Here is a 12,941-nt window from a genome sequence, read left to right on the forward strand (position 1 = left end):
TGATTCCTAAGCAGAGACGAAAGGCCGTGAAAAGATGAGTGGTTCGGGCGCGCGTACGTCGGCGTACGGTTTGTTGCCGGCGGACACCACGGAAGAGGTACGGACCAGGGGGGCGAGCGTTTCAACACAGGTCGCCGTCCTTCCCGTCGGGAGCTTCGAGCAGCACGGCCGCTACCTTCCGCTCGCGACGGACACCCTCGTCGCCTGTGCCGTGGCCCGGGAGATCGCCGCCGGGTACCCGGTGCACCTGCTGCCGCCGGTGACGGTCTCCTGCTCGCACGAGCACGCCGCCTGGCCGGGGACCGTCAGCATCTCCGCGGTGACGCTGCACGCCGTGGTGACCGACATCGCCGCCTCGCTGCGCCGCTCGGGCGTCGAGGCGCTGGTCGTGGTCAACGGCCACGGCGGCAACTACGTGCTGGGCAACGTCGTGCAGGAGGCGTCCGCGCGCGGCGAGCGGCTGGCGCTGTACCCGGCCGCGGAGGACTGGGAGGCGGCGCTCACGAGGGCCGGGGTGGAGACCTCGGCGCTCACCGACATGCATGCCGGAGAAATCGAGACCTCCATTCTGCTGCACGCTCATCCCGAATTGGTCCGCCCTGGTTACGAGTCCGCCGATTTCACCGCTGACGACCGTCGTCATCTCCTCACCCTGGGAATGTCCGCCTATACCGAGTCGGGCGTCATCGGCCGTCCTTCCCTGGGGTCCGCGGAAAAGGGGAAGGAACTCCTGTCGAGCCTCGCGGATTCCTTCGGCGCGATTTTCGAACTGCTCACCGCGGGGCGGGAGTAGCGCAGTCCCGCGTACCAGCGGACGACCAGCACCACCAGGCCGGGCAGGGCCGCCACGAAGCTGAGGACGCCGTAGACCACGGCGGTGGCGAAGCCGCTGTCCGCGCCGAGGCCCGCCGCGGCGAACGCCCAGGCGGTGACGCCCTCCCGGGGGCCCCAGCCACCGACGTTCAGCGGCAGGCCCATGGCGACCAGGGCGAGGACGGCGATCGGCACGAGGACCGCCACGGACGCGGCCGAGCCCGCGACCCGGGCGGCCACCACGAACATCCCCACGTGTCCGGCGAGGATGGCCGCCGAGGACAGTGCGACACCCGGCCCGTTGCGCCGCGACAGCAGGGCCCGGCGGGCCTCGCCGAGGGTGGCGCGCAGGGCGCCGCCGCGCTTGCCCCGCGACTTGTTCATACGGACGGCGAGCACGATCGCGCACGCGCCGGCCACCCCGGCCGCCGCCAGCGGGGCGAAGCTGCGCACGTCGTCACGGACCGGCGAGGGCAGGATCAGCAGGGCGCCCGCGCCGAACACGGTCAACGCGATCTGCCCCGCGGTGCGTTCGAGGACGACGGCGCGGACCCCGCGCCCGATGTCGCCCTCGCTCTGCCCGTGCCGGACCGCCCGGTGCACGTCGCCGAGGACCCCGCCGGGCAGGGCCGCGTTCAGGAACAGCGCCCGGTAGTAGTCGCCGACCGCGGGTCCGAGCGGGAGCCGCAGCCCGAGACTGCGGGCCACCAACTGCCAGCGCCAGGCGCTGAGCACGGTCGTGACCGCGCCGACCGCCAGGCCGATGACCAGCGTCGGGGTGTCGATCCGGCGCAGTCCGTCGAGGAAGACGCCGGTGCCGAGCCGCCACAGCAGCACGGCGATGATGGCGGCTCCGGCGAGGGTGCCCAGGTGGGTGCGGAGGGCCCGGAGGCTCAGGCGCCGGGGCACGGCGAGCGGCGCGACGGGCGCGCTCTCCCGGACCAGGGTGGGGGTGCTCATGAGGCGCCTCCGGTCGGCCGGGCGAGCGCGAGCAGGTCGCTGTGGTGCACGACGACCCGCAGTTCACCGGCCGCGTTGGCGGCGAGCCGCTCGGCGAGATAGGCCTCGGCGCGCTCGGCCAGTTCCGGACGCTGCTCGACGGCGGCGCCGACCCAGCCGCGCAGCCACTGCTCGGTGAGCGCCTTCTCGTCGGGGCCGAGCCGCCACGCGCTGGGGTGCACCTTCACGGTGGCGCCCCGGTCGGCGAACGCCTCGCAGGCGGCCGTGACCGCGTCCGGGCCGAGCATCCCGCCGCGCCGCTGGTGGGCGTTGAACGCCTCGGCGAGCTCCGTGTCCAGCGGGTGGGAGGGGGTCAGCTCGACCCGCCCGGCGACCGACAGGGTGAGCAGCGCGGGGCAGCCGGCCCCGGCGCAGGCCGCGGCGAGGGTGTCGACCTCCTCCCGGGTGAGCACGTCCAGCAGGGCGGAGGCGGTCACCAGGGAGGCGCCGATCAGCGCGTCCGGGGTGAGCCGGGCGACGTCACCGCGGCGGGTCTCCACCGTGACCCGGCTGCCGTCGGCGGCCGCGCGGGGCGAGGCCACGGCGGCGAAGTGCAGCAGGTAGGGGTCGCGGTCGTGCAGGACCCAGTGCTGGGCGCCGTCCAGGCGGGGCGCCAGCCAGCGGCCCATGGAACCGGTGCCGCAGCCCAGGTCGTGCACGACCACGCCGCCGGCCTTGCCGGGGAGGTTGGCCAGCCGGATCCGCAGCGGGTCCAGCAGGTCGTGCGCCCGGGCGGCCGCGTCCGCGCTCTCCCGCAGCTCCAGCCACTCGGGGGCGTACCGCGGCGGTTCCTCGGGACCGGCCTCACGCAGCCGTACGGTGGCCCGCTCGCCCGGACGCACGACGGGACCCGCCCCGGCGATCACCCCGGAGGGCGCCTCTTCGCGTTCTCGTCCCACTCCTGCATCCGTAACATCCGTCGGTCCCGGCTGCGCGGGGATCGCGCCGACCGGAGTAGTGGTGGTGGTCTCGCTGGTCATGCCGCCCTCCGGGGTTCGTCAGGGAGCCTCAGCAGGACTCCGGCAAGGCTGCGGGCGGTGGTCGCCCAGCCGTCGAGCGCCGCCCGGCGGCCGCGCGCGGCGGCCTTGAGCCGACGGCGTACGTCCGCCTCGCCGAACCAGCCGCGCAGTTCGGCGGCGAGCGCGGCGGGGTCCTCCGGCGGCACGAGGATGCCGGGCACCCCGCCGTCGGGGGCGCGGCCGACCGCCTCCGGCAGGCCGCCGACGTCGGTGGCGAGCACCGGGATGCCGCGGGCGAGGGCCTCGGTGACGGCCATGCCGTAGGTCTCGGCGTACGAGGTGAGGACCATCAGGTCGGCGGCCGCGTAGCTGGCGTCGAGGTCGGCGCCGGAGCGGGGGCCGGCCAGGTGCAGCCGGTCGGTCAGGCCGTGTTCGGCGATGAGCGAGCGCAGGTGGGCGACGTACTCGGGGTCCTGGCCCAGTCCGCCGACGCAGGTGCAGGTCCACGGCAGGTCACGGACCGCCGCGAGCGCCTCGACCAGCCGGTGCTGGCCCTTGCGCGGGGTGACGGCGGCGACGCACAGCAGGTGCGAGACGCCGTCGGTGCCGCCGGCCAGCGGGGCGATGTCGGCGCCCGGGGCGGCGACGTGCACCCGGTCGGGGGCCAGGCCGTGGTGCGAGACCAGCCGTCGTACCGCCCAGTCGCTGGTCGCGATCACGGCGGGAACCGCGCGCAGCACCGCGCGCTCACGGGCGTCCAGGTCGGCGGCCACGGCCCGGTCGAGCCCGGTCTCGTCGCCGAGCGGCAGGTGCACGAGGACGGCGAGCCGCAGCCGTTCCGTCTCGGGGACGATGATCTCCGGGACGCCGCAGGCGACCAGGCCGTCGAGCAGGACGGCCGCCCCGTCGGGCAGTTCCCGCAGGGTGCGGGCGAGGCTGTCACGGGCGGCCTGCTCGGGGCGCGGCCAGGAGCCGGACACCACGTGCCGGGTGACCTGCCAGCCGAAGCCGGGCAGGTCCAGGCAGACCCGCCGGTCGTAGGCGTTGCCGCCGCTCGGCTGGGCCGGGTCGTCGACACCGCCCGGCATGACGAAGTGCATGTTGCGCAGGGACATGGGGAGGATCCCGATGTTCGCGGGGGCTTCGCCGGCGACGGTGCCCGCGCGCTGCGCGGGCACGTAGGTGAGGGCCGACGGGCGGCCGATGGCCATGTCGGTCACAGGGCACGCTCGTAACTCGCCCAGGCGACGTGCGATTCGTGGAGGGTGACGGTCAGTCCCGCGAGGCCCTTGGCGCCCTCGCCCAGCGCGCCCTTCGCGATGCGCTCGGCGAGCCGGTCCGCGATGACCTTCGCGAGGAACTCCGTGGAGGTGTTGATCCCGGCGAAGTCGGGCTCGCTGTCCAGGTTTCTGTAGTTCAGCTCGCTGACCACGGCCCCGAGTTCCTGGGTGGCGAGACCGATGTCGACGACGATGTTGTCGTCGTCCAGCTGCTCACGGCGGAAGGTGGCATCCACGAGGAACGTGGCGCCGTGCAGTCGCTGCGCGGGCCCGAACACCTCGCCGCGGAAGCTGTGGGCGATCATGATGTGATCGCGGACGGTGATGCTGAACAACGGACGACCCTCCAGGTGCGGCGCGTCTGGTCCACCGGCTGATCCCTGCCGGTGGATGCCCTTAATACGGCTCTTGGCTTTCCCGCGTTCAGTCCACTCTCACTCTTTTCTCAGGTCAGGACCTCTTGGCGGGCGGCACCGGACGGTAGTGGACGTTCCGTCAGCCGTTGTCGCCGTAGCGGACCCGGTGACAGAGGGCGGGAATCTCCCCGGAGGCGAGCTTCGGGAGCACCTCCGGCAGCTCCTCGAACACGCTTTCCCCTGTGATGAGGGCGTCCAGCGCCGGGTCGGCCAGCAGGTCCAGGGCCAGGGCGAGCCGGTCGGCGTAGCTGCGGCCGGCCCGGGCGGCCGGGGAGACGGTGCCGACCTGGCTGCTGCGCACGGTGAGGCGGCGGGAGTGGAACGCCTCGCCGAGCGGAAGGGCGATACGCCGGTCGCCGTACCAGCTGAGGTCCAGCACGGTGCCCTCGGGCGCGAGGAGTTCCAGTGCGCGGCTGAGGCCCTGCTCGGTGGCGCTGGCGTGCACGACGAGGTCGCAGTCGCCGAGGGCGTCCTCGGGGGCCGCGAAGTCCACGCCGAGGGCCCCGGCGGTCCTGGCGCGGGCCGGGTCGGCGTCGACCAGCTGGAGCCGCAGGCCGGGGAAGCGGGCGAGCAGGGCGGCGACCGAGCAGCCGACCATGCCGCCGCCGATCACCGCGATCCGGTCGCCGACCAGCGGCGCCGCGTCCCAGAGGGCGTTCACGGCGGTCTCGACAGTGCCCGCGAGTACCGCACGCGCCGGTGGTACCCGATCCGGTACCACCGTCACCGCGCTCACCGGAACGACGTAACGCGTCTGATGCGGATACAGGCAGAAGACCGTACGCCCGATCAGCCCATCGGGCCCCTGCTCGACCACGCCCACGTTGAGGTAGCCGTACTTGACCGGACCGGGGAACTCGCCCTCCTGGAACGGCGCCCGCATCACGGCGTGTTGGCTCTCCGGCACCCCGCCCCGGAACACCAGTGTCTCGGTGCCACGGCTGACTCCCGAGTACAGCGAGCGCACCAGTACCTCGCCCTCGCCGGGCTCCGTGAGGGTGACGTCACGCAGCTCTCCGTGGCCCGGGGAGCGGAGCCAGAACGCGCGGGCCGAGCGGTTCATCGGCATCCTCCTGAACGATCGGGAAGTTGTTCACGTACCGAGATGTGCACAAGCGAGAAGTGCACAGGCCGCGCACAGTACGCGGCGTTGATCGACTCTGTCACTCGGCCGGAGGACGTGCGGTGGCCCTGAACAACACTTACGAAGCCAGGCTGGTCCAGCAGGAGACCGCTGTGGGAGCGGGCGTACAGATCCTGTTGCTGGCCCTGCTAGGGACGGCGATCGGCATGGGGCCGGCCGGCTGGCTCGTGGGGCTCGCGTTCGCGATAGCCACCTGGGCGGTGCTCTCCCGGGCCCTGCACCGCAGCCGGCCGCGCTCCTTCGGCCCCGCCAACCGGGTGACCCTCGGCCGCGCGATCCTTGTCGGCGGCGTGACCGCCCTGGTCGCCGACTCCTTCGAGAGCTCCCCGCCGGTCACGCTGCTGGTCGGCCTGACGGCCGTGGCGCTCATCCTCGACGGCGTGGACGGCAAGGTGGCCCGCCGCACGGGTACGTCCACGGCCCTGGGCGCGCGCTTCGACATGGAGGTCGACGCGTTCCTGATCCTGGTGCTGAGCGTGTACGTGTCGACGCAGCTGGGCCCGTGGGTCCTCCTCATCGGCGGGATGCGCTACGCGTTCGTGGCGGCCGCGAAGGTCGCGCCCTGGCTGAACTCCCCGCTGCCGCACTCGATGGCCCGCAAGACGGTCGCCGCGATGCAGGGCATCTGCCTGCTGCTGGCGGGCGCGGACCTGCTGCCGCACCTGGCCAACCTGGGCGTGGCGCTGCTGGCGCTGGGCTCCCTGGTGTGGTCCTTCGGACGGGACGTGCTGTGGCTGTGGCGCAACGCGCGAGTGGCTGCGCAGGCCCTGCCGACGACAGAGCCGGCGGCCCCGGCGGCGGCCGACCTGGAACTCCGGGAGCTGGCCGCGGCCCGCTGACCCGCCACCAACGAAGAGGGCCCGAACCGGGGGATGGTTCGGGCCCTCTTCGTTGGCCTACGGGCGTGGGCCTACAAGTGTGGGCCAACAGGTGTGGGCCAACAGGTGTGGGCCAACAGGTGTGGGCCAACGGATGTCGGCCCACTCGCCTCGGCTACGACCGGGCGCCGCCCCGCGTCCGTACGACGGCGAACGCGGCCGCCGCCAGGCCCAGCGCGCCGACGATCAGGCCCGCGATGCCGAGGCCGCGCGCGGTGGAGTCGCTGGAGTCGGCGGCCGCGGTGGTCGCCTTGCCGCCGGTCTTCGCGGCCGGGGCCGCCGACGCCGCGGAGTCGTCCCCCGCCGCCGTGAGCTTGAGCGTCGGCGCCGGGTTCTCCGGCTCGTCGTCGCCGCTCTGCGCCTCCTCGATCCAGCGCACGACCTTGCCGTCGGAGTAGGTCTGGAGGGTCTTGAAGGTGAGCTGGTCGGTGTCCTCGGGCAGCTGCCCGAACGCGACGTCGAAGTCCTGGTACTGGCCGGCGCCGATCTTGCCGCCGGTCCAGGTGATCTCGGAGGCGGCCTCGGTGATGGTGCCGTCGTCGGTCTTCACGGGCGTCTTGAGCTTGGTGGTGGTCACCTTGGCGGTCCAGCCGTCCTGCGGGGTGACGAGGACGCCCAGGACCGGATGGTCGGTGGGCAGGTAGACCTGGACCTTGGTGGTGGCGGCGGTGTTCTCCTCGTTGGGCACCCGGAAGGTCAGGACTCCGTCGGTGGCGCCCTTGGCGTAGCTCTCGGGGTGGACGGTGACGTGCGCGGCGGCGACACCGGCGGCGGCGAGGACCGACGCGGCGGTGACCGCGGTGACGGTGGCGGCGCGGCGCAGGGTGCGGCGAGTGGCAGACATGGCAGACATGAGTGAGTGGATCTCCGTACGAGTGAAGTCTGTTAGAGAGTCTTACTGGTGTTAGACCGTGTACGGGATCGGGTTCGGGGGGCCGCGTCGGCTGACCGCGTGCCGGAGCGCCAGCAGTCGGCGGGGCCGTATCGGGCGGGCCGGGGCCCGGCGGGCGCCGTCGGCCGGGGCGGACAGCGGGGCCTTGCGCCACCAGGCGTACCAGGCGTACCAGGCGGCCAGACCTGGGACGAACGCGGCTGTCCGCCTCAGCAGCGACCACAGCGCGGCCTCACCGCGCCGCAGCCACCAGGAGGCGACGAGCGCGGCGACGACATGGGCGACGGTGGCGTGCGCGGTCAGGATGTGGACGTGCGGGTGCCGCTGCGCCATACCGGTCATGCCCGCCATGCGCGCCACGCCTGTCGCCGCATGGCCGTGCATGCGCATCGAGGTCATGTTCATGGCGTGCACGGGACCCGGGGTGACCGCGCGGGCCGCGTCGAAGCCGAAGTGCAGACCGGCCTGGGTGAGGAGCATGCCGGCGCCGATCTCCGGCAGCCCGCGCTCCCGTCCCGCGAGGGCGCGGCCCAGGGCGAACACGGCGGCGAATCCGGCCGCGTCGGCCCACAGCGGCGGCAGGTCGCCCATGGCGAGGCCGTGGCCGGCGGCAGCCAGCAGCACGCACACCGCGGCGAACACCGCGGCACGCAGGCTCCGTACCGCCGGTGACGCACTCATGGTGAGCGATCCTCCCACGGTGGTGGGATACGGGAGGCAGGGACGCCCCGTTCACTCCCGGCTGGGGTTTTCCGGTGCGTCGGCCATGGCTTCCTGTGGACGTGCGAGCGCCGGGCTGGGCGGCACCGCCCGGCCCGGCAGGGCACGGCACGGCGCGGCCGACGGCGACGGGCGTCCGGCCGAGGGGCAGCGGCACGACGACAGGAGCGGCGGGCGGCAGTCCGGCGGAGCCGGTCCGGTCGGCGGGCCGGGGCGCGCACGCCGCCCCGGAGCCGGACCCGGCCGTGCAGCGCCCCGGCCGGACGGGTGCCGCGCGGATCAGACCTAGGCCACGAACGCCACGAACGCCACGAACTCCGACCACCCGTCCCGGCCCACGGCGAAGTGCGGGCGGGACACGTCCTTGGAGTCCCTTACACAGACGGCCTGTTCGGCGACGGCGACCTCGATGCAGTCGTCCCCCTGGCTACCGCTGTAGCTGGACTTGAACCAGGTGAGTTCCGTCGTACTCATAGTTCTCCTCGCAGTCGCTCCAACAGGCCCTGCGATTCTTTGGGATTCAGGGCCTGCGAGCGCAGTGTGTCATAGCGCTGCTGCAGCAGGCTCACCTCTTTCACGTCACCGATCAGCCGCCCGTTCTGCTGCCCTTCCGAGTACGCGAACCGCCGCCCCTCCGCCGTCTCCAGCAGCCGCACAGGCCCATCCAGACACGCGTGCAACCCCGCCTCCAACGGCACGATCTGAAGCGTCACGTTGCGCAGGGCGGACCGCTCCAGCACATGGTCGTACATCTCGCGCATCCGCTCCGCGCCCCCGAACCGCCGCCGGAACACGTGCTCCTCGACGATGAAACTGAACGGCACGGTCGGCCGCTCGTACAGCATGCGCTGGCGCTTCATCCGCACGTCGAGCAGATTCTCCAGCCCCTCGTCGGTGACCACCGGAATGGTGCCGTCGAACACGGTCCGCGCGTATCCGTCCGACTGCAACAACCCCGGCACCAGCCTGCACTCGTACGTACCCAGACTGACCGCGATCCGCTCCAGCCGGGCCCACCGCCGGAACCAGACGGCCAGCCCCCTTTCCCCGCGCGTCAGGAACTGGGCCGCCTTCCGTAACGCCCCGGTGTTCCCCAGCACCTCCTCGGCCCGCTCGACGAACGCCCTGTCCGGCATCCGCCTCCCCAACTCCACGGACGCGACCGTGTGTTTGGAGAACCGCACCAGCTCGGCGAACTCGGTCCTGCTGTACCCGGCGTGCTCCCGCAGTGCCTGGACGACGGCCCCGAAGGTCCGCAGGCTGTCGGAGGGATCGGGTTCACGCTCCCCCTCACAGCCCGTCAGGTCGTCGCCGTCACTCTCGTCCACACCGTTCGTCATACGCGGCCACCTCCAGGTACGTACGCACTGCGCTCCCCCGCGATCAACTCACCCAGAGTGACCGCAATGTCGCGTACCGTCAACGGATTGCCCTCGTACGCTGACGCGGCGTACGAGCAGGCGGTCGCCCGGATCCGCCGGGCGCTGGAGCCGCGGGCGGCGTCACCGGAACCGGCGCGCGTCTCGCCGTAGCCGGCCGGGAGGTTGGTGCGGTGGACGCGGAACTCCCCTGGGCCGCGTCCACCGCGGTATGTGTCAGGCCGCCCGGCGGGCCTGTCCCCGGTGGGCGCGGATGATGTCCGCGTACCGGTGTCCGCTGCCCTTGATGGTGCGGACCTGGGTGCGGTAGTCGACGTGGACCAGGCCGAAGCGCTTGGCGTAGCCGTACGCCCACTCGAAGTTGTCCAGCAGCGACCAGGCGAAGTACCCGGCCAGCGGGGCACCCTTGCGGGCCGCCGAGGCGCAGGCCGCGAGGTGGGCGGCCAGGTACTCCTGGCGCTCGGGGTCGTCGACGGTGCCGTCGGGGCGGACCACGTCCGGGTAGGCGGAGCCGTTCTCGGTGACGTAGAGCTTGCGGGCGCCGTAAGCGTCCGTGAGGCGCAGCAGCAGGGTCTCGATGCCGCTCGCGTCGATCTCCCAGTCCATGCCGGTGCGCGGGACTCCGGGCCGGCGCACGGAGCGGGCGTACGGGGCCGGGCCGTTCGGGTCGTCCTCGATGTAGGCGGGGAAGTAGTAGTTCAGGCCCAGCCAGTCGAGCGGGGTGGCGATGGTCATCAAGTCACCCGGCTGTTCTGGGAGTTCGACGCCGTAGGTCTCGACCATGTCGGCGGGGAAGCCGCGGCCGTGCACCGGGTCCAGCCACCAGCGGTTGACGTGTCCGTCGTGGCGGCGGACGGCGGCCGCGTCCTCGGGGCGGTCCGTCGCGGCGAACACGGTGGAGAGGTTGTTCACGATGCCGACCTGGACGCCGGGCGCGGCGGCGCGGATCGCCTGGGCGGCCAGGCCATGGCCGAGGAGCAGGTGGTAGGAGGCGCGGACGGCGACCGTGAGGTCGGTCAGGCCGGGGGCCATGGTGCCCTCCAGGTGGCCGATCCAGGCCGAGCAGGAGGGTTCGTTGAGGGTGGTCCAGTGGTGGACGCGGTCGCCGAGGCGTTCGGCGACGACGGCTGCGTAGGCGGCGAAGTGCTCGGCGGTCGCCCGCTCCGGCCAGCCGCCCCGGTCCTGGAGGGCCTGCGGCAGGTCCCAGTGGTACAGGGTGACCGACGGGGTGATGCCGGCCGCCAGCAGGGCGTCGACCAACTCGTCGTAGAAGTCGAGGCCCTTGGCGTTGACCGGGCCGTCGCCATCGGGCCTCACGCGCGGCCAGGCGACCGACAACCGGTAGGCATTGACCCCCAGTTGCCCCATCAGGCCGATGTCCTCGCGCCAGCGGTGGTAGTGGTCGCAGGCGACGTCGCCGTTGTCGTCACCCGCGATCTTCCCCGGGGTGTGCGAGAAGGTGTCCCAGATGGAGGGCGAACGGCCGTCCTCGGCGACGGCTCCCTCGATCTGGTACGCCGCGGTTGCCGTGCCCCACAGGAAGTCGTGCGGGAGGGCGGCAAGGTCGATGGTCACGTAAGTCCCTTCGGAACTGGCTTCGTTGCGAGGTGGGTTCACTTGACGGCGCCGGCGGTCAGTCCGGCGACGAGATAGCGCTGGAGGAGCAGGAAACCGGCCACCACGGGGACGCTCACCACCAGCGAGGCGGCCATGATCTGGTTCCAGTACACGTCGTTGAGCGTGGAGTAGCCCTGGAGGCCGACGGCCAGCGTGCGGGTGGTGTCGTTGGTCATCACCGACGCGAACAGCACCTCGCCCCAGGCGGTCATGAAGGCGTAGACGGCGACCGCGACGATGCCGGGGATCGCGGCGGGTACGACGATCCGCAGCAGCGCGCCGAGCGGCCCGCAGCCGTCCACCAGCGCCGCCTCGTCCAGGTCCCTCGGCACCGAGTCGAAGTACCCGATCAGCATCCAGATCGAGAACGGCAGCGAGAAGGTCAGATAGGTGAGGATCAGGCCGCCGCGGGAGCCGAACAGGGCGATGCCGGTGGCGTTGCCGATGTTGACGTACAGGAGGAACAGCGGGAGCAGGAAGAGGATGCCCGGGAACATCTGCGTGGACAGCACGGTGACCGTGAAGACCCGCTTGCCGCGGAACTCGTAGCGGCTGACCGCGTAGGCGGCGAAGACCGCCACGACGACCGAGCAGAGGGTCGCCGCGACCGACACGATCAGCGAGTTCACGAAGTACCTGGCGAGCGGGACCGTCGACCAGATGTCGATGTACGGGCGTACGGTCAGTCCGCTCGGCAGCCAGCGGAACTTGCCGGTGACGTCCGCGAGGGGCTTGAGCGAGCTGGAGACCATCACGTACACGGGGACCAGCACGAAGCCGGTGAGCAGCGTGAGGAAGATCCGCCGGGACCACAGGAAGGACCGCGGCGGGGCCATCGGCGAACTGGGGCTAGACATCGGCGGTCCTCCGTCCGCGTGTGGTGAACACCAGGTACACGCCGGTCACCACCAGCAGGAAGAGCAGCAGGAGCACGGACATGGCCGAGCCGGTGCCGAAGTTCCAGGTGACGAAGGAGGCCTGGTAGATGTGGACCGAGATGAGGTCGGCGGCCTCCGGGGCTGACCTGCCGAACAGGACGTACGGCGTGTTGAAGTCGTTGAACGTCCAGAGGAAGAGGACGAGGACCAGGACCTGGTTGACCGGGCGCAGCGACGGCAGCGTGATCCGGCGGATCTGCTGCCACCTGCCCGCGCCGTCGAGGGCGGCGGCCTCGTACAGCTCCCTGGGGATGTTCTGCAGTCCGGCCGTCACGATCAGGAAGGCGAACGGCCAGCCCTTCCACACCGACACGGTCAGCAGGGCGTAGAAGCTGTTGTCGCCGATCAGCCAGAAGGACGGCTTGTCGGTGAGGTGCAGCTGGTCGTGCAGGACGTGGTTCACCAGGCCGTTGTCGTGCTGGAACATGAACACCCAGGTGATGACGGCCGCGTAGACCGGCAGCGCGTACGGCACCAGGAACAGGGCGCGCAGCAGGCCCCGGCCGCGGAAGGTGTCCTGCATGAACACCGCGGCGGCGGTGCCGATCAGCCAGCACAGGCCGACCGAGAGAAGGGTGAAGCCGACGGTGACGAGGAAGGAGTGCAACAGGGCCTTGCCGACCGGGGCGTTGAACTCGACCGACGTCCGGTAGTTGTCGAACGCGGCCCAGGGGGCGGTGGTCCAGTCCCGGATGTAGAACTGGGTGAGTTCCTTGAAGCTCATCACGACGCCGATGACCATCGGGATGAGGTGGACGAGGAGTTCGAGCAGCAGGGCGGGCAGCAGGAGCAGGTAGGGCAGTCCGATGCGGCGGATCCGCCCGGGGCGGCGGCCCGAGCCGCCCGCCGCCCCGGGAGAGTCCACCCGCGCCGGTTCCCGCACGGCGGTGGTGGTGGTCGTCATGG

At 72.1% G+C, this 12,941-nt stretch carries 13 protein-coding genes and 1 pseudogene; 2 read left to right on the top strand and 12 right to left on the bottom strand.

What is annotated here, in order from left to right; translation table 11 throughout:
- Positions 1 to 34: 34 nt before the first annotated feature.
- The gene (locus IEZ11_RS31130) at positions 35 to 793 is read left to right on the top strand and encodes a creatininase family protein (RefSeq protein ID WP_189266253.1); all 759 of its coding nucleotides are present in this window, start codon (positions 35 to 37) and stop codon (positions 791 to 793) included.
- Positions 794 to 846: 53 nt separating this feature from the next.
- On the opposite strand, the pseudogene IEZ11_RS51215 reads toward IEZ11_RS31130, so the two are convergent.
- The 5 genes and pseudogenes from IEZ11_RS51215 to IEZ11_RS31150 all read right to left on the bottom strand — a co-directional run.
- Positions 847 to 1,773 (bottom strand): annotated as a pseudogene (locus IEZ11_RS51215) (lysylphosphatidylglycerol synthase transmembrane domain-containing protein); the annotation flags it as partial.
- On the bottom strand, positions 1,770 to 2,792 hold the full coding sequence (locus IEZ11_RS31135) for a trans-aconitate methyltransferase (RefSeq protein WP_189266254.1): 1,023 nt from the start codon (positions 2,790 to 2,792) through the stop codon (positions 1,770 to 1,772). The pseudogene IEZ11_RS51215 and the gene IEZ11_RS31135, both read right to left, overlap by 4 nt.
- Positions 2,789 to 3,982, bottom strand: coding sequence for a glycosyltransferase family 4 protein (locus IEZ11_RS31140; RefSeq protein ID WP_373295001.1), 1,194 nt, complete (start codon positions 3,980 to 3,982; stop codon positions 2,789 to 2,791). Before IEZ11_RS31140 ends, IEZ11_RS31135 begins: the two co-directional genes overlap by 4 nt.
- 5 nt (positions 3,983 to 3,987) lie before the next feature.
- On the bottom strand, positions 3,988 to 4,386 hold the full coding sequence (locus IEZ11_RS31145) for a 6-pyruvoyl trahydropterin synthase family protein (protein ID WP_189266256.1): 399 nt from the start codon (positions 4,384 to 4,386) through the stop codon (positions 3,988 to 3,990).
- Between the two features lie 160 nt (positions 4,387 to 4,546).
- On the bottom strand, positions 4,547 to 5,530 hold the full coding sequence (locus tag IEZ11_RS31150; RefSeq protein WP_189266257.1) for a zinc-dependent alcohol dehydrogenase: 984 nt from the start codon (positions 5,528 to 5,530) through the stop codon (positions 4,547 to 4,549).
- 122 nt (positions 5,531 to 5,652) lie between these two features.
- Here IEZ11_RS31150 and IEZ11_RS31155 point away from each other — a divergent pair, with 122 nt between their 5' ends.
- Positions 5,653 to 6,450, top strand: coding sequence for a CDP-alcohol phosphatidyltransferase family protein (locus tag IEZ11_RS31155; RefSeq protein WP_189266258.1), 798 nt, complete (start codon positions 5,653 to 5,655; stop codon positions 6,448 to 6,450).
- 154 nt (positions 6,451 to 6,604) lie between these two features.
- On the opposite strand, the gene IEZ11_RS31160 is transcribed toward IEZ11_RS31155, so the two are convergent.
- The 7 genes from IEZ11_RS31160 to IEZ11_RS31190 all read right to left on the bottom strand — a co-directional run bounded on the left by IEZ11_RS31160 (position 6,605) and on the right by IEZ11_RS31190 (position 12,939).
- Positions 6,605 to 7,333, bottom strand: a complete 729-nt coding sequence (locus IEZ11_RS31160) for a YcnI family protein (protein ID WP_189266259.1) — start codon at positions 7,331 to 7,333, stop codon at positions 6,605 to 6,607.
- A 60-nt stretch (positions 7,334 to 7,393) separates the two neighbouring features.
- Positions 7,394 to 8,062, bottom strand: a complete 669-nt coding sequence (locus tag IEZ11_RS31165; protein WP_189266260.1) for a hypothetical protein — start codon at positions 8,060 to 8,062, stop codon at positions 7,394 to 7,396.
- Positions 8,063 to 8,386: 324 nt separating this feature from the next.
- On the bottom strand, positions 8,387 to 8,575 hold the full coding sequence (locus IEZ11_RS31170) for a DUF397 domain-containing protein (RefSeq protein ID WP_189266261.1): 189 nt from the start codon (positions 8,573 to 8,575) through the stop codon (positions 8,387 to 8,389).
- The gene (locus tag IEZ11_RS31175) at positions 8,572 to 9,441 is read right to left on the bottom strand and encodes a helix-turn-helix domain-containing protein (protein ID WP_189266262.1); all 870 of its coding nucleotides are present in this window, start codon (positions 9,439 to 9,441) and stop codon (positions 8,572 to 8,574) included. Before IEZ11_RS31175 ends, IEZ11_RS31170 begins: the two co-directional genes overlap by 4 nt.
- 255 nt (positions 9,442 to 9,696) lie before the next feature.
- Complete coding sequence (locus IEZ11_RS31180) at positions 9,697 to 11,055, bottom strand: GH1 family beta-glucosidase (RefSeq protein ID WP_189266263.1); 1,359 nt, start codon at positions 11,053 to 11,055, stop codon at positions 9,697 to 9,699.
- A gap of 38 nt (positions 11,056 to 11,093) precedes the next feature.
- Entirely contained in the window at positions 11,094 to 11,933 is an 840-nt protein-coding gene (locus IEZ11_RS31185; RefSeq protein ID WP_189266333.1) for a carbohydrate ABC transporter permease, read from the bottom strand.
- Positions 11,934 to 11,946: 13 nt separating this feature from the next.
- The gene (locus IEZ11_RS31190) at positions 11,947 to 12,939 is read right to left on the bottom strand and encodes a carbohydrate ABC transporter permease (RefSeq protein WP_189266264.1); all 993 of its coding nucleotides are present in this window, start codon (positions 12,937 to 12,939) and stop codon (positions 11,947 to 11,949) included.
- Positions 12,940 to 12,941: the final 2 nt, after the last annotated feature.

This window comes from Streptomyces fuscichromogenes (assembly GCF_014645815.1).
Taxonomy (GTDB): Bacteria; Actinomycetota; Actinomycetes; order Streptomycetales; family Streptomycetaceae; genus Streptomyces; species Streptomyces fuscichromogenes.